The 21,293-nt window shown below is 72.5% G+C and carries 14 protein-coding genes and 1 pseudogene; 10 read left to right on the forward strand and 5 right to left on the reverse strand.

Annotated features, from left to right (window positions below; all coding sequences use genetic code 11):
- Window positions 1–124: 124 nt before the first annotated feature.
- The gene (locus MHY49_RS02755) at window positions 125–733 is read right to left on the reverse strand and encodes a DsbA family protein (RefSeq protein WP_228358766.1); all 609 of its coding nucleotides are present in this window, start codon (window positions 731–733) and stop codon (window positions 125–127) included.
- Between the two features lie 263 nt (window positions 734–996).
- Between MHY49_RS02755 and MHY49_RS02760 the strand changes: the two genes are divergently transcribed.
- Window positions 997–2,820, forward strand: a complete 1,824-nt coding sequence (locus tag MHY49_RS02760; RefSeq protein WP_239202403.1) for an ABC transporter ATP-binding protein — start codon at window positions 997–999, stop codon at window positions 2,818–2,820.
- 8 nt (window positions 2,821–2,828) lie between these two features.
- Window positions 2,829–4,667, forward strand: a complete 1,839-nt coding sequence (locus MHY49_RS02765) for an ABC transporter ATP-binding protein (RefSeq protein ID WP_239202404.1) — start codon at window positions 2,829–2,831, stop codon at window positions 4,665–4,667.
- A gap of 13 nt (window positions 4,668–4,680) precedes the next feature.
- Here MHY49_RS02765 and MHY49_RS02770 read toward each other — a convergent pair whose 3' ends face one another.
- Window positions 4,681–6,738 (reverse strand): VWA domain-containing protein, encoded by a 2,058-nt coding sequence (locus MHY49_RS02770; protein WP_239202405.1) that lies wholly within the window; start codon window positions 6,736–6,738, stop codon window positions 4,681–4,683.
- 136 nt (window positions 6,739–6,874) lie between these two features.
- On the opposite strand from MHY49_RS02770, the gene MHY49_RS02775 reads away from it, so the two are divergent.
- Together MHY49_RS02775 and MHY49_RS02780 are read left to right on the forward strand one after the other, a co-directional pair.
- On the forward strand, window positions 6,875–8,455 hold the full coding sequence (locus tag MHY49_RS02775) for a serine/threonine-protein kinase (RefSeq protein WP_239202406.1): 1,581 nt from the start codon (window positions 6,875–6,877) through the stop codon (window positions 8,453–8,455).
- A complete protein-coding gene (locus MHY49_RS02780) occupies window positions 8,452–8,955 on the forward strand; it encodes a DNA-binding protein (RefSeq protein WP_239202408.1) in 504 nt (167 codons plus the stop codon). The genes MHY49_RS02775 and MHY49_RS02780 overlap by 4 nt, the downstream gene beginning before the upstream one ends.
- 114 nt (window positions 8,956–9,069) lie before the next feature.
- Here the strand turns inward: MHY49_RS02780 and MHY49_RS02785 are convergent, their stop codons facing one another.
- Window positions 9,070–11,175: a VWA domain-containing protein gene (locus MHY49_RS02785; protein ID WP_239202410.1), complete on the reverse strand. Its 2,106-nt coding sequence runs from the start codon at window positions 11,173–11,175 to the stop codon at window positions 9,070–9,072.
- Between the two features lie 413 nt (window positions 11,176–11,588).
- Here MHY49_RS02785 and MHY49_RS02790 point away from each other — a divergent pair, with 413 nt between their 5' ends.
- Window positions 11,589–12,248: a DUF402 domain-containing protein gene (locus MHY49_RS02790; RefSeq protein ID WP_200503934.1), complete on the forward strand. Its 660-nt coding sequence runs from the start codon at window positions 11,589–11,591 to the stop codon at window positions 12,246–12,248.
- Between the two features lie 103 nt (window positions 12,249–12,351).
- The gene (gene pepN, locus MHY49_RS02795) at window positions 12,352–14,913 is read left to right on the forward strand and encodes an aminopeptidase N (RefSeq protein ID WP_239202412.1); all 2,562 of its coding nucleotides are present in this window, start codon (window positions 12,352–12,354) and stop codon (window positions 14,911–14,913) included.
- A 189-nt stretch (window positions 14,914–15,102) separates the two neighbouring features.
- Here the strand turns inward: pepN and MHY49_RS02800 are convergent, their stop codons facing one another.
- Window positions 15,103–16,107 (reverse strand): iron-siderophore ABC transporter substrate-binding protein, encoded by a 1,005-nt coding sequence (locus MHY49_RS02800; protein WP_239202414.1) that lies wholly within the window; start codon window positions 16,105–16,107, stop codon window positions 15,103–15,105.
- A gap of 242 nt (window positions 16,108–16,349) precedes the next feature.
- Between MHY49_RS02800 and MHY49_RS02805 the strand changes: the two genes are divergently transcribed.
- From MHY49_RS02805 to MHY49_RS02820, 4 genes and pseudogenes are all read left to right on the forward strand, one after another.
- The gene (locus MHY49_RS02805; RefSeq protein ID WP_239202416.1) at window positions 16,350–17,561 is read left to right on the forward strand and encodes an iron ABC transporter permease; all 1,212 of its coding nucleotides are present in this window, start codon (window positions 16,350–16,352) and stop codon (window positions 17,559–17,561) included.
- A complete protein-coding gene (locus tag MHY49_RS02810; protein WP_239202418.1) occupies window positions 17,558–18,694 on the forward strand; it encodes an iron chelate uptake ABC transporter family permease subunit in 1,137 nt (378 codons plus the stop codon). The genes MHY49_RS02805 and MHY49_RS02810 overlap by 4 nt, the downstream gene beginning before the upstream one ends.
- Before the next feature lie 58 nt (window positions 18,695–18,752).
- Complete coding sequence (locus tag MHY49_RS02815) at window positions 18,753–19,697, forward strand: mechanosensitive ion channel family protein (RefSeq protein ID WP_239202420.1); 945 nt, start codon at window positions 18,753–18,755, stop codon at window positions 19,695–19,697.
- 200 nt (window positions 19,698–19,897) lie between these two features.
- Window positions 19,898–20,314: pseudogene (locus MHY49_RS02820) on the forward strand (globin); the annotation flags it as partial.
- 54 nt (window positions 20,315–20,368) lie between these two features.
- On the opposite strand, the gene MHY49_RS02825 reads toward MHY49_RS02820, so the two are convergent.
- On the reverse strand, window positions 20,369–21,022 hold the full coding sequence (locus tag MHY49_RS02825; protein WP_239202423.1) for a TetR/AcrR family transcriptional regulator: 654 nt from the start codon (window positions 21,020–21,022) through the stop codon (window positions 20,369–20,371).
- Between the last annotated feature and the right edge of the window lie 271 nt (window positions 21,023–21,293).

Below are 21,293 nucleotides of genomic sequence, written 5' to 3' on the forward strand. Positions count from 1 at the left end.
CGCGCCTATGCGCCGCGCCCCCGCTTAATACGCCCACACGCCCCCCCCCCCCGCCGCCCCCAACTTCGACTCCCCCCGGCCGGGGGGGGGGGGCCCCGCGCGCTCCCGCCCGCCCGGTCCGGGGTCAGTCGAAGATGGGGCCGACGGTGCGGCTGCGCTTGAGCTCGAAGAAGCCGTCGACGCGGCTCATCGCCTCGAGGCCGTCGAACAGGGTGCCTGCCTCCTCGCCCTTGGGGGCCGGGGAGATCACGGGGCCGAAGTAGGCGCGGCCGTCGCCGAAGGAGATCACCGGGGTGCCGACCTCGTCGCCGACGAGCTCCACCACGGCCTTCTGCTTCGTGCGCAGGGTGTCGTCCAGGGACGAGTCCTGGTAGGACTCGAGCAGCGCGGGATCCAGGCCCGCCTGCTCGAGGGCGGTCTTCGCGGCCTCGCGGCGGTCCTGCTGGCCGCCCACGTGGTAGGCCTGGCCGAACGCGGTGTAGAAGTCGGCGAGGTCCTGGTTGCCGCCGGCGTTCTCGACGGCGAGCGCCACGCGGGCCGGACCCCAGGCGTCGTCCATGCTGCGGCGGTAGCCGGCATCGAGATCGCGGCCCTCGTTGAGCGCGGCGAGGGACATGAGCGAGAACGTGATCTCCACGTCGCGGACCTGCGAGGCGTTCAGCAGCCACCGGCTGGTCATCCACGCCCACGGGCAGATCGGATCGAAGAACAGTTCGACATGCGGTGCGGTCACGGAGTCTTCCTCTCGCCTCGGGGATCGGCCGGGCCCGAGCGGGCGTCGGCCTCCCCCATTCTGTCACCAGACCGGCCTCCCGGGCTGACCCCGGACCGGCCTCCCGAGCCGACTCCGGACCGCACGCCCGAGCGGATCGACGATCCTCGAGGATCGCCGCGCCGGACCCGCAGATCCGGAGGGCGGGACGAGGGCGCGCGCAGGGCCCTGACTGGGCAGGAAAAGACATTGCCACGGGCGCGGGGATGGGATGGGATTCACGAGTGCACGATTCCCCCTCCCCCTCCTCCGGCCGGCAGGCCGCCCCGGCCGCCGCGGACCCCGCCGCGACGGAGGTCCCGCGCGTCTCCGTCATGCGGTCGATCGTGCGCAACCACCGCCGCTCGATCCCCTGGATCATGGCGACCTCCGCGTTCGTGGAGGCCGTCGACATGCTGGTGCCGATCCTCGTGGGCATCATCATCGACGTCGGCATCGTCCGCGGCAGCCTCGCGATCACCCTGCTGGGCGCCGCGGGCATCTTCGTGATGCGCCTGATCAGCACGTGGGTGTGGACGCTCATGTTCACCGCCTCGCAGCGGGCGCGCCTGTTCGAGCGCCATCGACTGCGGGTCGCGGTCACCGGCGCCGTGCTCGACCCGCGCTCGCGGCCCATCGAGCGCCCCGCCGGCGAGGTGCTCTCGATCGCGACCTCGGACGCCGACAAGGCGTCCGACATCATGGACATGCTGCCCTGGGCCTTCCCCGCCTCCGCGGTCGTGGTGGGCAGCGGCGTCTGGCTCGCGGTGCTCGACCCCTGGCTGGGCGTGGCGACCCTCGTCGGGATCGCGGTCATGGTGCTCGTGATCCGCGTGATCAGCCCCGTCCTCTCCGCCCGCTACGACGCCCAGCAGTCCCGTGCGGCCGACGCCGCCGCGACCGCGACCGACCTCGTCCACGGCCTGCGCGTGCTGCAGGGCCTGGGCGTGCAGTCCCGTGCCCGCACCCAGTACCGCCGTCGCTCCCGGATCGCCCTGGACGCGGCGCTCGTGAACGCCCGCTACTCGGGCGTCTCGAGCGGCCTGACCACCCTCGTGACCGCGGCGATGATGGCGGCAGTCGTGATCATCGCCGCCCAGCGCACCGTCGCCGGGGACATGACCATCGGCACCCTGATCGCCGTCGTGGGCGTGGCGCGCTCGAACATGGGCATGCTGCAGGGCCTCTCGGGGATCCCGATCTGGTGGGCCAGCATGTCGACCTCCGCCGACCGCGTGCGCCGACTGCTCGCGGACCTCGGCCGCACGGTCGACGATCCCGCGCTGACCATCGGCCACCTCGCCACCGCGCGCGACGAGCGCGGCGAGGCCCGCCCCGGCGAGCGCCGCGCCGGCACCGGCGGCCTGCACCTGCGGGGCGTGGGCGCCGGCAGTCTGCAGGGCCTGGACATGGAGGTGCCCGACGGGCGCGTCATCGCCCTCGCCTGCGCGGACGCGCGCGACGCCGACGCGGTCGTGGAGGCGGTCAGCGGCCGCGCCGAGCACACGGGCGTCCACCTCGGCGACACCGAGGTCACCTCCTCGACCCGCTTCGCGACCCGTGCGGACCTGCTCGTCGAGCCTCATGTCGTCGACCTCTTCGACGGGACCGTGCGCGAGCAGCTCGCCACGCGGGCCCCGGCGAGCGACCCGACGGACGGCAGCGACGACTCCTGGGCCGACGCCGCCCTGCACGCCGCGGGCGCCGACGACCTGCTGCGGATCCTGCCGGAGGGCTACGACACCCGCATCCTCGATCGCGGCGCGAACCTCTCCGGCGGGCAGCGCCAGCGGATCGCGCTCGCGCGCGCCGTGGCCTCCGACGCCCCGGTGCTCGTGCTGCAGGATCCGACCACCGCGGTGGACGCCGTCACCGAGCAGCACATCGCCGAGGCGCTCGTGGCCGCCCGCCGCGTCCCCGATCGGGCGACGCTGCTGGTCACCCGGGCGCCTGCGCTCCTGCGCGAGGCCGACGAGGTGCTCTACGTGCGCGGGGGCCGGATCACCGCCCGCGCCGACCACCAGGACCTCATGGACCGCGACGATTACAGGGAGATGGTGCGCCGATGATCCCCGACATGGCAGCCGTCCGGTGGGACCACGAGGCCGAGGACGTGCTCGAGTCCGACGCGACCGCGCGCCGCCAGCTCGACGAGCACGCCCAGATCCTGCCGATCGCCTCGGTGGGCACGTCGTTCTCCCACGTGGGCCGGCGCCTGCTCGCGCACTGGCCCTCGACCCTGCTCACCCTTCTGGTGGTGATCGGCGGAGCCGTCGCCGCGGCGTGGATGCCGCGCCTGATCGGCGGGGCCGTCGACATCGTCCAGGACCGCGAGGGCTCCGCCGCCGTGTGGCGCCAGGGCGGGCTGATCATGCTCGCCGGCGTGCTCCAGGCCGTGCTCTCCGCGCTCGGCTGGGCCCTGGTCAGCGGGATGGGCCAGCGGGTGCTCGCCGCCATGCGCGAGGACGTGATCGACCGCGCCCTGGACCTGCCCGCGCAGACCATGGAGGTCACCGGCATCGGCGACGCCCTCTCGCGGGTCGCCGACGACGTCGACGTCACCGCGCGCGCCGTCAACAACGTGGTCCCGAACCTCATCCAGATGGGCTTCTACGTGGTGGTCACGCTGATCGGCATGGCGACGCTCTCGCCGTGGCTGCTGATCCTCGTGGTCGTGGTGGTGCCGATGTACGCGGCCACGGGCGTGTGGTACCTGCGGCGCACCGCCCCCATCTACCGGCGCGAGCGCGTCGCGATGGGCGCCCGCGCCCAGGGCCTGCTCTCGGCGATCCACGGCATCCCCACCGTCCACGCCTACGGCATCGAGCGCCGGGAGACCCGCCACGTCGCAGTGCTCTCGGAGACCGCCGCGGTGCTGGCCATGCGCGTGATGGGTCTGGTCACGAGGGTCGTGAAGATCGTCGTGTGGCCCGAGAACCTGTCGATCGCCCTGGTTCTGATCCTCGGCTACGCGATGGTGCACGTGGGCGGGGCGCCGGTGGGCCTCGTGACCGCGGCTGCCCTCTACCTCATCTCGCTGCTCTGGCCGATGATGAACCTGCTGTTCAGCCTCGACGACGTGCAGTCGGCGGTCGCCAGCCTCACCCGCATGGTGGGTGTCATCGAGTCGATCGATCCGGCGTCCTCCCCCGGCGAGGAGGTGCCGGCGGACGCCTCGATCCGTCTGCGCGACGTCTCCCACGCCTACGGCGAGGACTCGGACGGCACCGAGCGGACCGTGCTGCAGCCCATCGACCTGGACATCGCCCCGGGCGAGTCGATCGCCCTGGTGGGGGCATCCGGTGCCGGCAAGTCGACGCTCGCCGCGATCATCACCGGCACCCTCACCCCGCGCCACGGCTCCGTGCTCCACGGCGGCGCCGACCTCGCCAATGCGGACCTCGAGTCGGTGCGCCACCACGCGGTGATCGTCTCGCAGGACGTCCACGTGTTCCGCGGGACTCTCGCCGAGGACCTGCGGCTGGCCCGCCCCGAGGCGAGCGACGAGGAGCTCTGGGCGGCGCTGCGCGAGGTCGAGGCCGACGCCTGGGCCGAGCTGCTCCCCCGCGGCCTGGACACCGAGGTCGGGGAGAAGGGCGAGCGGCTGACGGCCGAGCAGTCCCAGCAGCTGGCGCTGGCCCGCGTCGCGCTGCGCGATCCGGCGGTGCTGGTGCTCGACGAGGCCACGGCCGACGAGGGCTCCTCCGGCGCCCGCGTGCTCGAGCGCGCCGCGACGCAGGTGGCCCGCGACCGCACCACGGTGATCGTGGCCCACCGCCTGTCCCAGGCGAAGGAGGCCGACCGGATCCTGGTGATGGCCGACGGCCGCGTCGTCGAGCAGGGCCCGCACGCGGACCTCGTGGACCACGGCGGCGTCTACGCCGAGCTCTGGGCCGCCTGGAGCGGGAACGACTGAGACCGAGTCCGATTCACCGTCGACGGCGGCGCGCACGCAGGGCGAGGGCCGCGCCGGCCGCGAGCAGCGCGACCGTGCCGGCTCCTGCGGCGCCGACGACCAGTGCCGTCCGGCTGCCGTGAGAGCCCGCGTGCGCGGACCCGCCGCCCACGCCGTCCGAAGTTCCCGGCGCGTCGCCCGATCCTGCGGCGGGGGCCTTCGGGGGCGTCGGCTCCGTGACGAGGCCGGGATTCTTCCCCGCCTCTCCGTCCACCCCGATCGTGAGGTGGTAGCGGACGGTCTCCTTCGTCGCGTCGGCGTCGGTGCCGCCGAGCGTCGTGAGCGCGAGGTCCATCTCCTGGCGTCCGCCCAGCCAGTTCGTGGACACGGAACGGTCGTCCGAGGACCGGTTCGCCAGCTGCACCGGTGAGGACATGCCACCGCCGGTGGGACCGGTCGTGTGCACCTCATCGAATGCGGAGACGTCCTGCGGGAAGACGACCTGCCGCAGAGGGTTGCGCAGAGTGACGTCGAGCTCAGTGCTCGAGCTGTTCGAGGAGTCGTCCTCGGGCTCGAGCGTCCAGGAGAGCTTCTGACCCTCGTCCACCTGCACCTTGAGGGCGCGGAAATCGCCGGGCACCATCTCGATCTCGTAGTCGCCCGGTCCGAGCAGCGGGGCAGAGGACGGCGAGCGTCCCAGATCGGTGAGGCTCTTGGGCGCGCTGCCCTGGCTCGTGCCCTTGTTCTCGGAGGCGTTCGCGGCCGTGCCCGCCCCGTCACCGTTCGCGGAGCCGCCCGAGTCCCCGTCGGAGCCGCTGTCCGATTCTGTCTTCTCGATCGCGACCGTGATCTCGACGGGGAGCGGCTGGTCCGCGTACTTTGTCCCGCTGCGCTCGACCTCGAGGTAGACGGGTCCCGTGGCACAGCCGTCATCGCCCGCGGGTGCGGAATCCACCTGGGCTCCCACCGGGGCATCGGCAGTCATGGTCGAGCCGATGCTGCCGTCGCTCTCCGCCGCGCACGAGGTGCCGTCCGAGTCCACGACGTCCGCGTCGAGCCAGAGCTGGTCCGTGGAGCTCGCGTGGGCGATGCCGTTGTCCCCGGGCGGCGGGATGATCGTCGCCGAGGCATGCAGGCGCTGCCCCTTCGCGAGATCGATCCGGTAGTACTTCTTCTCGCCCTCGTCGGTGTACTCCTTCGCGCCGCGATCGAAGGTGTCCAACCAGTCGCCGGGCTGGATCACGGCCCCCTTCTGCGGGGACCCGCCACCGCTCACCGGTGTCCCGCCCACCTCGTACCCCTGCAGGGTGCGAGTGGTGCGGGTGACCAGCTGCTCCTCGAGCTCGTCACCCGAGCTCGCATCGGAGTAGGTGCCTCCGGTGGCATCGGTGATGCAGGAGAGCTCGGCCCGGGCCTTCGCGTCCACGCGGAAGCCGATCGCATGGATCGTGAGGTCCACGCCCTCCTTCTTCAGCTGCTTGGCGACCTCGCACGGCGGGGGTGGTGAGCACGAGTCGATGCCGTCGCTGACCAGTACGATCGCCCGGTCACCGGATGTCGGGAGAGCAGCGGCAGCCTCTTTCAGCGCGGTCCCGATCGGCGTGTACCCGCTGGCCCCCGTGCCGGCGATCCCCTTCTTCAGGGCCTCGGAGTCGTCCGCGCCGACGGGAGTGACGACCTGGACGTCCTGGCAGCCCTTGGTCCTGTCGGCCGCGGTGTTCCCGGTGTGCGCCCCGTAGACCGTGAGCCCCAGCTGCGCCCCCTCGGGCAGGTCGTCGACGAGCGTCGTGGCGGCCTTCCTGGCCGCTTCCATGCGGGTGCTGCCGGAGGAGTCCCCGTCCTCGGCCGCCATCGAGCCCGAGGAATCGAGGATGAGCATGGTGGGCACGGTCGCCGAGACGTCGGAGCCGCTTGTTCCCCCCGACCCGTCCGAGCCGTCCGTGGGGTCGGCGAGCGCGGGAGCCGAGGGCAGGAGCAGTGCGGCGAGGAGGCCGAGCACGGCGGCGAGCCCTACGGCCCGGCCTGGCAGACCCGCCACGGACTCGAGGACACGCCGCGTGCGGCCGTTCTCCGTCCGAGTTCCCTCTCGCATGCTGTCCCCCTCGTCATCGGAGCCGTCCCGCCGGCTCGCCGAACGATCAAGAGTATTCACAAAAGCAAACATCCTTGTCAAGGGAGTGCGCCGACGAGGGACGGGATCGGGCGCCGAACCGTACGATGACCATGCCATGTCCGACGTCATCGCCGGTCGCATCGACCTCCTGGATCCCCTCGCGCGCGGCGCCTCGGGGGCGCTGTGGCGCGCCGTGGACCTTCGCTTCGAGGCGATCTGCGCCGCGAAGGTGATGCGTCAGCGGGACGGGGCGGACGTGCTGCGCTTCGTGCGCGAGCAGTCCGTCGGGGCGCACGGGCCGCGTGCGCTCGGCGCACATCCCCACCTGCTGCCGCCCTACACGTGGGTCGCCGAGGACGATGCGGTGGTGCTCGCGATGCCTCTGATCCGCGGCGGCACGCTGGGCCAGTCGCTCGCCGATCATGGCGCACTGCACCCCCTGCTCGTCGCCGAGCTCACCCGCCAGCTGCTCGACGCCCTCGCGGCGATGCACGAGAAGCGCTGGCTGCACCGGGACGTGAAGCCCGCGAACCTCCTGCTGCAGGTCACGGGCACCGAGCCGCCGCACCTGCGACTCGCCGACTTCGGCATCGCCCTGCACGAGGACGACGCCCGGCTGACGGAGACCGGGTTCGTCCACGGCACCCCCGGCTTCATGTCGCCCGAGCGGCTGCGCGGCGAGGGCGCGAGCGCCGCCCAGGACGTCTGGGCCGCCGGGGCCGTGGCGCTGCGCAGCCTCGGCGTGCGCGCCGACCTCGAGGCGGGCGAGGACCCGCAGGCGCTGCTCACCGGGGCTCTCCACGGGACCCATCCACGCCTGCAGGAGACGCTGCACGCGATGCTCGAGGACGACCCCTCGCGGCGTCCGACGGCGAGCGCGGCGCGCGACGCCCTCCCCGATTCGCCGCACGACTCCTCCACCTGGGTCCTCACGGCCGACGGCGACCCGTTCGAGGTGTTCGACCTGCTCGACCCGCTCCCGCAGGACTCCCCCGCACGCGACCTGCCCGAGATCCCCGCGGACGGCCCGAGCGTCCTCTCACCGCGGAGCACGAGCCTGCACGAGCGGATCAGCGAGCGTGCCCAGCGCGGAACCCCGTCCACGGATCGTGTCGAGCGGACCGATCACGACGAGACGCCTGGGCGCGACGAGACGCCTGGGCGCGATCATCGGGACGACAGCCCGTCGCCGAACGGAGGCGACGTCCACGACGACGGCCAGGACGCCGTCCTGATCGACGAGGCGCCGACCCGCGTCGTCCCTCGGGAACGGAGCGCGGCGCCCGCCGGCTCCCCCGGAACCCCGTCCCGCACAGGCCTGCGACCGGTGATCCTGCTGGCCGCGATCGCGGCGCTCGCCCTGGTGGTCGCCGTGGTGCTCGGCGTGCTCGCGATGCGCGCCGGGTCCGAGGGATTCGGTGACCAGGGCGGCGCAGGAGGACAGAGCGCCTCTCCGTCGGCCCCGGCCACCGACGCCCCGACGGCGACCGACGACGCCACTGACAGCACCGACAGCACCGACGGATCTGCATCCGCCGACTCCAGCCCGTCGTCGGCCCCGGAATCCTCCGCCGCACCCGTCGCAGGCCGGGCCTGCGCCTGGAACCTGGAGGGCGAGAAGGCCACGACATCCGATGGCACCGCCGTGACCTGCAGCCGCAGCGGCGACGACACCTTCACCTGGGAGGAACGATGACCCCCGCCGCCGACGAGCTCGACGCGAACCGCGACGCCCAGCGCGCCCTGTACGGCGAGACCCTCGAGACCCGCCTCGGGGCGATCACCCGTGCCTACGGGATCTCGCAGCGCCGCCTGGCCCGCGCTCTCGGGATCAGCGCACCGATGCTCTCGCAGCTGATCTCGGCCAAGCGCGTGAAGATGGGCAACCCCCTCGCGCACGAGCGCATGGCGGTCCTCGAGCAGCGCGCCGACGAGGCAGACACACCCGCGCGCGCCGAGGAGATCCTCGAGGCGGTGGGCGCCTCCGACGTCGCGACCACCACGCAGATGCGCACCGACGCACGACGCGGCGAGGCCCCGGACGGTGATCGCCGCGTCGAGCCGCTCGCCGCGATGCTGCGCGACGCCGTGGGCGAGGACGAGCTGCGCGCGGCCCTGGACGCTCTCGCCGACGGCACGGCGCCGCGAGTGAGGGAACTGCTCGAGACCGCGCTCAAGGAGTCGACGGGGCGCTGAGCAGGGCCGGGCCCGCCGGGGACCGGGCACCGGGCACCGGGCACCGGACACCGGACACCGGACACCGGACCAACGCAGCCCGACGCCGGGCCGTGTCTGCCGATCCCGACCGCGTCAGCCGCGACGCCTGCGCAGCAGGACCACGCCGACCGCGATCGCCACGAGCGCGACGATCCCGGCGCCGACCGCGCCGATGACGAGCGCCGTGCGGGGGCCTCCGTCGTGCGGCTCCGACGCGCGCGGCGAGTCCGTCGCACCGGAGGCCCCGGCGCCGTCGGACGACGTGCCGTCCTGCCCGCTGCTCGCGCCGCCGTCGGACGCAGACCCCTCGCCCTTGTCGCCCGTCGAGCCGGCCGCGGAGACGTCCTGGTCCGTGACGGCCGCGCCATCCTTATGCGGTGCATCGGTGCGCACCAGCTCCGGTGTCTTCTGCGCCGTGCCGTCGACCTGCACCGTGAGCAGGAAGGTGCTGGGCTCGGATGCCTTCCGGTCGTCCGCTGAGCCGCCCCCGGAGCCCAGGCCGAGCTGGAGGTACTGATCGCCGCCCATCCAGGGCTCGTCGCCGGTGAAGAAGCCGCCGTCGAGGACGGAGAGATGGACGGGGGCGGACATGCTGCCGGTCTCCGCGTACTGCGGGTCCTCGCTCACGACCATCTCATCGACATCGCCGACGCCGGCGGCGGGGACCGGCTGCAGCAGCGGGTTGAGCATGACCATGCTCGCGGTCTCCACATCGGGCGTCGCGCCGTCGCCGCCGACCTTGTCGACCGCGTGCTCGGTGCTCAGGTGCCAGCTCAGGCGCTGGCCCTCCTCGGCGCGTACCTTCACGAGACCGACGTCGCCGGGGACCATCTTCACCCGGTAGGTGCCGGGGGCGAGCGCAGGCGCCTGGGCGGCGGAGCGCCCCAGCTCGACCGTCCCCTTCGCGGGCGTCCTCTCCTTCACGCTCGGGGCGTCGGACGGCTTCTCGGCCTTCGGCAGGGAGGCGTCGCTCGTCTTCTGGACGCCCACGCGAATCTCGACGGGCAGCGGCTGATCGGCGAGCTTCGCACCCGAGCGCTCGACGGCGAGGTACACGGCGCCGTCCGCTCCGTCGCACCCGTCCCCGCCTGCGACCTGCGAATCGACCGATGCCCGCACCGGAGACTCGGAGTCGGTGAGGTTGCCGACGTTGTCGGCGGAGGCGGCGTCGCAGTCCTCGCCGTCGGCCGTCACCAGGTGCGCATCGATGAACATGACGTGGGATTCATCGTCGTCGGTCTCCCACCCCCGGTCGCCGGGCGGCGGGACGATGGCCGCGGAGGCGTGCACGCGCTCCCCCTTGGACACCGGGATCCGGTAGTACTTCGTGAGACCGTCGTCGCCGAGGTCCTCCTTCGAGCCGTGCGCGAAGGTGTCGAGGTATGCGCCGGCATCGATGGCGGGGGCCTCTCCGGTGCTCGTGCCGCCGCTCACCGCCGCTCCCTCGACCTGGTACCCCTGCAGGGCGCGCGTGGTGCGGGCCGTGAGCTGGGTGGAGAGCTGGTCGCCGTCGGACACGTCGGTGTAGGAGCCGCCGGTCGCGTCGGCCACGCACTGCAGGCTCTTGCGGGCGTCGTCGTCGACCTTGAAGCCGATCGCATGGACGGCGAGGTCGACGCCCTGCTTCTTGAGGTCCTTGGCGACCGCGCAGGGGTCCGGCGGGGCGCACGAGTCGATGCCGTCGCTCACCAGCACGATCGAGCGCTGCCCCGTCGATGGGAGCTTCTTCGCCGCCGTCTTCAGGGCCGTGCCGATGGGCGTGTAGCCGGAGGCGTCGACGCCGTCGATCCCCGTGTGGAGAGCCTTCTGGTTGTCGGTGCCGACATCCGCGACGACCTCGACGTCCTTGCACCCCTTCTCCTTGTCGGCGGCGGTGTTCCCGGTGTGGGCGCCGTAGACCTCGAGCCCGAGCTCCGCACCATCGGGCAGATCGTCGACGAGGGAATCCGCCGCCTTCTTCGCGACGCTCATCCGCGTCGCGCCCGAGGAATCCCCGTCCTTCGCGGCCATCGATCCGGAGGCGTCCAGGATGAGCATGGTGGGGACGGTCGCGTCGGCGTCGTCGCCCTTCCCGCCGGACCCGCCATCGCCCTCAGCGCCGGCGCCGGTCGCTCCCAGGACCCACAGGCCCTGCACCAGCAGCAGCGCCGCCAGCAGCCGGAGGGCCCGGTTCGCCATGCTCCAGGTTCTCGTGCTCATCGCCGTTCTCCCCTCGGCCCGCTGCTGTGCGGGGCCCGATGATCGAGTGATCCGTGCCGCCGGGTGCTGCCCGGCCACCCGAAGATGTTTGCAAATGCGAACACCGGTGTCAAGCAGGATCACCTCCCAGCGTCTCCCGATCCAGCACTCCCCGCCCCGGCGCCACGGGCACGGCCGCCCCTCCACGACACGCCGAGCCCCCGCGGCGCGGGGCGGCGCCCTCCCCCTCGCCCCGCGCACGACCAGCACACCCGTCGTCCGCCGATCCCGCATTCGGCCCCGGTTCCTCCCCTGCAGCGCGCGCACTGCGCGGTATGGTCGCCTCATACTCCTTCCCCTCGCGGGGTGAAGATCCTGGGCCGGCGGGCCGGTCGTCCCGGGTCCCCGTGGGGCCTACCCGGCCAGGAGACGTCATGTCCTCCACTGCACACTGGTCACCCGGCGATCAGGTGACCTGGACCTACTACACCCTCCAGCACCCCACCCGCACCGTCCGTCCCGGCACCGTGGTCCTCGACGACGACGAGCGCGGCCTCGTGGTCTGGATCGCGCCCGGCACCGAGGTGCTGCTGCCCGTTCTCGAGAACGGCGCGCCGCTGCGCCGCGCGGGCGACGAAGGCATGTTCACCCGCCCGCGCGTCCAGTCCAAGCAGCTGTGGACGGGGAACGGCATCCTCATGATCGGCCTGCCCGGCCGCCCCTATTCGGTGTGGTTGTTCTACAAGGACGACGGCTCACTGGGCTGCTATTACGTGAACCTCGAGACCCCCTTCGAGCGCACCGAGGAGGGCGTGCGCACGCGCGACCTGGTCCTCGATCTGGTGGTGCTGCCGCGCCGCGACTGGCACTACAAGGACGAGGACGAGCTCGAGGGCGCCGAGAGCGTCGGCTACTTCTCCCCCGGCGAGGCCGGCGAGATCCGTGCGGCGGGCCGCACCGCCGAGCACGACATCAAGGAGTGGATCTACCCGTTCTCCGCGGGCTTCGAGCACTTCTTCCCCGATCCCAGCTGGTCGATCCCGCCGCTGCCCGCGCACTACTCCTGGGACCTGGACCTGACGCAGAAGCGCTGAGGGCTGGGCGGCTCCGTCGCCCATCCCGGACCAGGCGAGCACAGCGCAGACCGGTCCCTCGTTCCGGTCCGTCGGCCCGCGCCCCGGTGGCAGGATGGGAATCATGCCTGTGAACCCCTCTGAGAACCTCACCCGCGACGAGGCGCGCGAGCGCGCCTCGTTCCTCACCACCGACACCTACGACGTGCGCCTGGACCTGACGACGGGACCGACCACGTTCGTCACCGAGTCGACGATCCGCTTCTCCTCGACCGAGGCCCGCCCCACCTTCGTGGACCTCATCGCGCCCTCGGTGCGCGAGATCGAGCTCAACGGCGAGCTGCTCGAGGACCCCGCCTCCCGCTTCGACGGCGCCCGCGTGCAGCTGCCCGAGCTCGCCGTCGGCGAGAACACCGTGCGGATCCTGGCCGACGGCGCATACATGAACACCGGAGAGGGCCTGCACCGCTTCGTCGACCCGGTCGACGACGAGGTCTACCTGTACACGCAGTTCGAGGTCTCCGACGCCCGGCGCATGTTCGCCAACTTCGAGCAGCCGGACCTCAAGGCGACCTTCCGCTTCACGATCACCGCGCCCGACCACTGGCGCGTCATCTCCAACTCCCCCACCCCGCAGCCGGTCCCGGCCGGCGAGGGCACCGCGACCTGGTCCTTCGAGCCCACCACGAAGATCTCCACCTACCTCACGGCGCTCATCGCGGGCACCTACCAGGGCGGCGAGGGCTCCGTGACCACGCGCGACGGCCGCACCATCGCGATGGGCGTGTACGCGAGGGCCTCGCTCGCCGAGCACCTGGACCCGCAGAACATCATCGACATCACGAAGGCCGGCATCGACTTCTACGAGGAGGCCTTCGACTGCGACTTCCCGTTCCCCAAGTACGACCAGGTCTTCGTGCCGGAGTGCAACATGGGCGCGATGGAGAACCCCGGCGCGATCACGTTCGTGGAGTCCTACGTGTTCCGCTCCGACGTCTCCGACGCGATCCGCGAGCGCCGCGATCTCACGATCCTCCACGAGCTCGCGCACATGTGGTTCGGCGACCTGGTCACGATGCGCTGGTGGGACGACCTCTGGCTGAACGAGTCCTTCGCCGAGTACGCCTCGACGCTCTCGAGCGCCGAGGCCACGAAGTGGACCGATGCCTGGACCACCTTCGCGAGCTCCGAGAAGGCCTGGGCCTACCGCCAGGACCAGCTGCCCTCGACCCACCCGATCGTCGCCGACATGGTCGACTTCGACGCGGTGGAGACGAACTTCGACGGCATCACCTACGCCAAGGGCGCCTCGGTGCTGCGCCAGCTCGTCGCCTACGTGGGCAAGGACGCGTTCTTCGAGGGCCTGCGCGCGTACTTCCGCAAGCACGCCTGGTCCAACACCGAGCTCGAGGACCTGCTGGCAGAGCTCACCGAGACCAGCGGGCGCGACCTCGCCTCCTGGTCGCAGCTGTGGCTGGAGACCGCGGGCGTGAACACCCTGCGTCCGCGCATCGAGCGGGGGGCCGACGGAACCGTCGTGTCCTTCGCGATCGAGCAGACCGCCGCGCCCGAGCACGCGACCCTGCGGCCCCACCGCCTGGGCATCGCGGGCTTCACCCTCGAGGGAGGCGTGCTGCGCCGCGCCGAGAGCGTGGAGATCGATGTCGACGGCGAGCTCACCGAGGTCGATGCGCTCGTCGGCACGCGCGCGGACCTCTGGCTGCTGAACGACGGGGACCTCGCCTACGCGAAGATCCGCCTGGACGAGAACTCCCTGGCCGTCGCCATGGAGCACCTGCGCGACATCGAGGATCCGCTGGCCCGCACGCTGATCTGGTCGGCGGCGTGGGACATGGTGCGCGACGCCGAGCTGCCCAGCCGCCGTTTCCAGGAGCTCGTGCTCGCGAACATCACGGGCGAGGACTCCTCGAGCGTGCTGCGCACGCTGCTCGGACAGCTGGCCTCGGTCGCCGGCCCGTACGCAGCGCCGGCCGAGCGCGCCGCGCGGACCACCTCCGCGGCCGACGCCCTCTGGGAGCTCGCCCAGGCCGCCGAGGCCGGCAGCGACGCCCAGTTCCAGTTCGTCACCGAGTTCGCCCTGCTCTCCTCGAACGATGAGCACGCGGGCATCCTCGAGTCGCTGCTCGACGGCACCGTGACACTGCCCGGACGTGAGATCGACACCGACCTGCGCTGGTCGCTCGTGATCGCGCTGTCCGCGCTGGGAAGGATGGACGACACGGCGATCGACACCGTGCTCGCCACGGACGACACCCAGTCCGGACGCAAGAAGGCCCTCACCGCGAAGGCCGCGCGGCCGACGCCGGAGACCAAGGCCGAGGCCTGGCGCGCCACGGTCGAGGAGGACGCTCTGCCCAACGAGTCCCTGAGCTCGGTGGTCATGGGATTCCGGCGCGTCAGCGATCCGGCGCTCATCGCGCCCTTCGAGAGCCGCTACTTCGCGATGCTCGACGGCGTGTGGGAGAACCGCTCGAGCGAGATCGCCAACCGCCTCATCCAGGGGTACTTCCCCGCCGACTTCGGCGGGGAGTCGGTGGTCGAGGCGGCCGACGCGTGGCTCGCCTCGCACACCTCCGCACCGCTGGGCCTGCGCCGCCCGGTCATCGAGGGCCGCGACACCGTCGCCCGCCAGCTGCGCGTCCGCGAGGCCGACGTCCCGGCCTGACCCATCCGGCGGGGGCGCTGCCCGGCGGCGTCAGCCGATCCGTCAGCCGATCCGCCTGTGCGGGTCTGCGGACCTTTCCGCGGCGCGAAAGGTCCGCAGACCCGCACGGATCGACGGTCGGGTGCGGCGGGCCGGGCGCAGCGGGCCCAGTGCGACGGTGAGCTGCGGCGGGCCGGGCGCGGCGGCGGGTCAGCTGCCCAGGGCCTTCTCGATCTTGTCGGGGAGCTGCTTGAGCGCGTACTCCTGGGCGAGCACGGTGCCCAGGGAGAAGGCGCTGGAGAGATCGCCGTCCACGACCACGGCGTGGCCGTCGGCCACCGCGGGGATCTGCTTCCACTGCTTGTCGTCGGTGATCTCGGTGGTCTTGATGTAGATCGGGAAGGCGACGATGAGGTCGGCGTCCAGCTCGTCGAGCTGCTCGGCGGAGATCGAGACGGAGAAGCCGGAGTCGCCGGTGGGCAGCGCCGCGACCTTCTTCGACTGGGTGAAGCCGAGGTTCTCGAGGAAGCCCAGGCGGGTCTCGCCCTCGACGTACGCGCCCCAGCCCTCGGAGGTCTTCGTCGCGACCGTCACCGACTTGCCCTTCCAGTCGGAGTGCGCGTCGGCGACCTTCGAGAACTGCTCGTCGAGGCCCTTCTGGAGCTCGTCGGCCTTCGCCGTGGCGCCGAGCGCCTTGCCGATGATCGCGAGCTGGTCCTTCGGGGAGACCAGGTAGTTCTCGCCGTCCTTCGGGACGCCCACGGTGGTCGTGATCTGGGAGAGGCGCTTGTAGCGGTCCTTGTCGCCCGAGCTCTTGACGTCGAGGATCAGATCCGGCTCGAGCGCGGCGATGGCCTCGAAGTCGGGCTCGAGGGTCTCGATGATCGTGGGGGCCTTGTCGTACATGCCCTTGGCCCAGGGGCCGACGCCCTCGCCGCCGAAGGCGATCCAGTCCGAGGCTCCCACCGGCTGCACGCCGAGCGAGAGCGCCGTCTCCGCGTCGCCCCAGCCCAGCGCGACCACGCGGGTGGGCTTCTCGGAGACCTCGACGTCGCCGAACAGAGTGGAGATGGTGACGGGGAACGCGCCGTCGGCCCCGCCGGCGTCCGAGCCCGAGCCCGAGGAGCTCGAGTCGTCGGACCCGCCGCAGGCGGCGAGCAGGCCGACGGACCCGAGGGCGAGTCCGGTCGCGAAGAGGGAACGGCGTGTGAGCATCGAGAGGCCTCCGGGTGGAAGTGGACACAGGGGACGCTCGCGCAGTCGGGCGTGCGTCATGACAAAGGTTAGACTCACCTCAGCTGTGCGCCCAGTCCCCGACGGCGCACTTACCGCACGTCACATCCCGTCCGACCCGCGCATCCGCCGCGCGTCCCGCATCCCGTGGGACCGCATCGCCCCGATCGCCTCCCGCGAGGCGACGGTGCCGCCGGCGTGAGCGCCGCCGATCCGGAGGCACCATGAGCAGTCCCGCCGCGGCGCCCTCCGCGCGTGCCCCGCGCTCCGGTGACCGCGCCCCGCGCGCGGGCGGCCACACCCCTCGCTCGGGCGGCGGGACCACGGAGCGCGCCGCCGACGGGACGGGGCGGCACCCGTCCCGCGGCGCGGAGCGTCGCGCTCCCGCGACCCATGGCGCGCGCCCCGCCCTCCTGATCGCCGCGGTGCTCGTGATCCTGCTGGCGCTGTGCATCGCCTCCCTCGCGATCGGCTCACGTCCGGTCCCGCCGAGCACCGTGCTACGTGTGCTGCTCGATGCGCTCACCCACCTCCGGGGCGGCGGATCGGGCGTCCGGGCGGGATCCCTCGGCCTGAGCGTCCAGGACTACGCGGCCGTGAGCGACCTGCGCCTGCCGCGCACGACGATCGCCCTGCTCGCGGGGGCCGCGCTGGGCCTCGCCGGGGCGCTCATCCAATCCCTCACCCGCAATCCGATGGCGGAGTCGGGGATCCTCGGGCTGAACGCCGGCGCGGCCTTCGCGGTCGCCCTGGCGATCACGGTCCTGGGGATCACGTCGCCGGCGGGCTTCGTCTGGTTCGCGCTGCTCGGCGCCTTCGTGGGGACGGTCGCGGTGTGGCTGATCGGCACGGCGGGCGGGGCCGTCTCCCCCGAGCGGCTCACCCTCGCGGGCGTCGCTCTGGGCGCCGTCCTCGCCGGCATCACCTCGGCGATGCGGCTGACGAACCCGCAGCGGTTCTCGGCGCTGCTGGTCTGGGAGAGCGGCGACCTGTCCCAGCGCGGATGGTCGCTCGTGGTGCCCGCCCTGCCGTTCCTCGCGGTCGGCGTGGTCCTGGCCCTGCTGCTCGCACCGGGCATGAACCTGCTCGCGCTGGGCGACGACCTCGCGGTCGCGGCGGGCGCCCATCTGCTGCGGATCCGGGTGCTCATGGTCCTCGCGATCACGCTGCTCGCGGGTGCGGCGACGGTGATGGCCGGCCCGATCTCCTTCGTCGGCCTGATGGCCCCGCACGTGGCCCGATGGATCGTCGGTCCCGATCAGCGCAGGCTGCTGCCGCTCGCGATGGCGATCTCCGCGGGCGTGATGCTCGTGGCCGACGTGCTGGCGCGCGTGATCATCTGGCCGAGCGAGGCGCCCGCCGGGATCGTCGCGGCCGTCGTCGGCGCCCCCGTTCTCATCGTGCTCGTGCGCCGGACTCGAGCGAGCGGCCTGTGAGCACCACGTCCTCCCCCGGCGGCCCGGCCGTGACCGCCGATCCCTCGCACGACCTGATCGCACGGCGCCGGCGCGGCGAGCGCCGCCGCGACCGCATCGTCCTGGCCGCCCTGGTCCTCGCGACGCTGGCGATCGGCCTGCTCGCGCTGTACCTGGGCAGCTCCTCCGTGATCTTCTCCGACACCCCGCACGGCACGCTCGGCGGACTCCTCGAGGCGCTGCGCGGCGACGGTCCGCGCGCGATGATCGTGCGCGAGTGGCGTCTGCCGCGGGTGGTCGCGGGCCTCGCCTTCGGGGCGGCGCTCGGCGCCTCGGGCGCGATCTTCCAGACCCTCACGCGCAACGCCCTGGGCTCGCCCGACGTCCTCGGCTTCTCCACCGGCTCCTACACGGGCGTGCTGGTCGCGACCGTGCTCCTGGGCGCAGGCGGGCTCGCCTCGAGCGACAGCGCGCTCGCGCAGGCGGCGGCCTCCCTGGGCGAGACCGGCGGCGCCCTGCTGGGCGGGATCGGCGCAGCGATCCTCGTGTACGTCCTCGCCTACCGGGACGGGATCCAGGGGTTCCGTCTGATCATCGTGGGCATCGCGGTCGCGGCGACCCTCTCGAGCGTCAACACGTTCCTGCTGCTGCGCGCGAAGGAGGAGGTGGCGATGGCGGCGAGCATCTGGGGAGCCGGCTCCTTCGACCTCATGTCCTGGCCCGCGCTGCTGCCCGCCCTCGCGGTCCTCGTGCTGCTCACGCCGGCGGTGATCGCGTCCGTCCCGGTGATCCACCAGCTCGAGCTGGGCGACGACACCGCGGCCATGCACGGCGTGCGGGTGGAGCGGGCGCGCCGCATCGTGCTGCTGATCGCCGTCGCCCTGGTGGCGGTGTGCACGGCCGTCGCCGGCCCGATCGCCTTCATCGCGCTCTCCGCGCCGCAGGTCGGCCGGCTGCTGGTGCGCCGCCCGGGCATCCCGATCCTGCCGGCCGCCCTCGTCGGCGCGCTCCTGCTCACCTCGGCCGACGTCGCCTCCCAGCAGCTGCTCCCGCAGACCGTCCCCGTGGGCATGGTCACCGTGGTCCTGGGCGGGGTGTATCTCGTCGCGCTCCTGATCGCGCAGTCCGCGCGCTCCCTGCGCCGACGGGTGTGAGGCACCCGTCCCGCTCGCTCACTGCCCACGTGGAGGACTGATCGTTAGGGTCGGATCCATGCCCATCGACGACCTCCTGCCGCAGCTGTCCGCCCCGGCCGACGAAGCGACCACCCTCATGGGGAGCCTCGTGGAATGGCTCCTGAGCCATGGCGTGCGCATCCTGGTGATCATCGTGGTCGCCACCTTGATCTCGACCATCGGCACCTGGCTGATCAAGCGCTTCGTGAACACGATGATCGACTCGTCGACGAAGATCTCGACGGTCGCCGGATCCGTCGTCAAGCGCGACGACCGCTCGACGAAGCTCGCCCAGTCCCGCCGTGCGCAGCGCGCGAAGACGCTCTCGAACGTCGCGCGCAACGTGTTCACGATGGTGGTCTGGGCGATCGCCCTGGTGATGATCCTGGATCAGCTGGGCCTGAACGTCGCCCCCGTCATCGCCTCGCTCGGCGTGCTGGGGCTGGCCGCCGGCATCGGCGCGCAGAACATCATCAAGGACGTCGTCTCCGGCGTGCTCATGCTCTTCGAGGACCTCGTGGCCGTGGGCGACGTGGTGGACCTCGAGTACGCCAGCGGCACCGTGGAGAACATCAACCTGCGCACCACGCAGGTGCGCGCCCTCGACGGCTCCCTGTGGACCGTGCGCAACGGCGAGGTCATCCGCGTGGGCAACATGTCCCGCGGGTTCTCCAACGCCGTGGTCGTCCTGGACATCGACCACGCGGCCGACTACACGAAGGTCACCGAGATCCTCGACGAGGTCGGCGCGGAGTTCGGCGAGGACGAGCAGTGGAAGGAGCTGCTGCTGGGCCCCGTCACCGTCTCGGGCATGCTCGAGGTCGACGGCGCGAGCTACCAGCGCCGCGTCGTGGTGCGCGTCGAGCCCGGCCAGCAGTGGACCATCGAGATGGAGCTGCGTCGGCGCATCCGTCTGGCCTTCCGCGAGGCCGACATCGACTTCGCGCTCCCCCGCTTCGGGGCCGTCTCCGCGGCCTCCTGAGAACATGGGCGGCGCGCACGCGGCCGCCCGAGAACCTGGAGCATCCCATGACGATCCCCCTGCAGGGCCCCTCCTCCGATCCGTCCCGGGGCGGGTCGTCGGTCGGTCCGACGGCCCGCCCGACGGCCGGTCCGACGGCCGCCCCCGCGGCCGGCGGCGGCCCGGCTCCCGCACCGGCTCCGGCGCCCGCCCAGCGGCAGACGTTCTACGAGGCCGTCGGCGGTCACGAGGCCTTCGCGCGGCTCGTCCACCGCTTCTACGAGGGCGTCGCCGAGGACCCGGAGCTGCGCGCGATGTATCCCGAGGAGGATCTGGGGCCGGCGGAGGAGCGCCTGCGGATGTTCCTCGAGCAGTACTGGGGCGGCCCGAAGACCTATGGCGAGCGGCGCGGCCATCCCCGGCTGCGCAGGCGCCACGCGCCCTTCGCCGTCTCGCCCTCGCAGCGCGACGCCTGGCTGCGGCACATGCGGGCCGCGGTCGACTCCCTCGAGCTCGCGCCGATGCTCGAGGAGCCGCTGTGGGACTACCTCGAGCGCGCCGCCCACTCGATGGTCAACACCGTGGACGGCGGCGAGGCGCCGATGCCGGGAGCCGCGCTCCCCGGCCACATGGACTGAGCACCCCGGCTCGGTCCGGATCGGCCGGCGCTCCGGATCCTCCGGCGCCCCGGCTCAGTCCGGGTCCACCGCGCCGCGCGCCTGCTGGCGCATTCCCTCGAGGATGAGGTCGAGCCCGGCGCGGAACTGGTCGGCGTCGTCGTGGCCGACGAACTCCTCGATGATCGCGTGGATGTACGGGAACTCCTCGGGGTCCAGGTCCCGCCAGACCTGCGCGTACTGCTCGAGACCGCTGTCGCGGTCCGCGAGGGTCGCCGCCAGCTCGGCGGGCGGCTCCTGGCCCAGATCGATCGCGGTGCCGATGACGAAGCCGAGCACCGTGGAGACCGCGTGGAACGTCTCCCGCGGCGCCATCCCCAGTCGCATCACCTGCTCGCCGAGCGCCTCGTAGGCACGCACCACGTGCGGCTGGGTCGAGCTGTCGCGCATCATGTAGCGGCCCGTCCACGGGTGCTCGCGGATCGTGTCGAACAGGTCGACGGCGAGCGCACGCAGGTCCGCGAGCGGATCCTCCGACCCGGGCAGGTGGGCTGTGCGCTCGACGTACTCCGAGACGACCTGGTCGGTCGCGCGATCCAGCAGCTCGTCCTTGCTCGAGACGTACCAGTAGATGCTCGCGACGCCGCCGCCGAGTCGCGCGGCGAGCGCGCGGAAGGTCAGCGCCCCTTCGCCGTCGGCGTCGAGCAGGGCGATCGCCTCGGTGAGCACGGCCTCGAGCGAATGCGTCGTCCGCTGTCGACCGCGCTGGGGCCCTCGCCCGGTCGCCGGTGCACGCCCGGGACCGCGCCCGGGGCCACGTCCGCCGGAGGGACCCTGACCCGGCACTCCTCCGTGACCGCGCCGGCCGCGCGGATCACCGGGACCCTGGTGACCGCCGGGGCCTCCCGCGCCGCCCGGACCACGGCGGCCCTGTGACGCACCAGCCATGCCCATCGCCTCCCTCCGCCTTGTGCTCGTGACGTTCCAGGTCTACCTTATC

Origin of the sequence: Brachybacterium sp. ACRRE (assembly GCF_022346485.1) — a bacterium.
GTDB lineage: Bacteria > Actinomycetota > Actinomycetes > Actinomycetales > Dermabacteraceae > Brachybacterium > Brachybacterium halotolerans.

Coding starts and splice junctions, on each gene's coding strand:
- MHY49_RS02790 (WP_200503934.1), top strand. CDS start 11,589: ATGTCCTCCACTGCACACTGGTCACCCGGCGATCAGGTGACCTGGACC.
- MHY49_RS02770 (WP_239202405.1), bottom strand. CDS start 6,738: ATGCGAGAGGGAACTCGGACGGAGAACGGCCGCACGCGGCGTGTCCTC.
- MHY49_RS02800 (WP_239202414.1), bottom strand. CDS start 16,107: ATGCTCACACGCCGTTCCCTCTTCGCGACCGGACTCGCCCTCGGGTCC.
- MHY49_RS02775 (WP_239202406.1), top strand. CDS start 6,875: ATGTCCGACGTCATCGCCGGTCGCATCGACCTCCTGGATCCCCTCGCG.
- MHY49_RS02765 (WP_239202404.1), top strand. CDS start 2,829: ATGGCAGCCGTCCGGTGGGACCACGAGGCCGAGGACGTGCTCGAGTCC.
- MHY49_RS02815 (WP_239202420.1), top strand. CDS start 18,753: ATGCCCATCGACGACCTCCTGCCGCAGCTGTCCGCCCCGGCCGACGAA.
- pepN (WP_239202412.1), top strand. CDS start 12,352: ATGCCTGTGAACCCCTCTGAGAACCTCACCCGCGACGAGGCGCGCGAG.
- MHY49_RS02785 (WP_239202410.1), bottom strand. CDS start 11,175: ATGAGCACGAGAACCTGGAGCATGGCGAACCGGGCCCTCCGGCTGCTG.
- MHY49_RS02805 (WP_239202416.1), top strand. CDS start 16,350: ATGAGCAGTCCCGCCGCGGCGCCCTCCGCGCGTGCCCCGCGCTCCGGT.
- MHY49_RS02780 (WP_239202408.1), top strand. CDS start 8,452: ATGACCCCCGCCGCCGACGAGCTCGACGCGAACCGCGACGCCCAGCGC.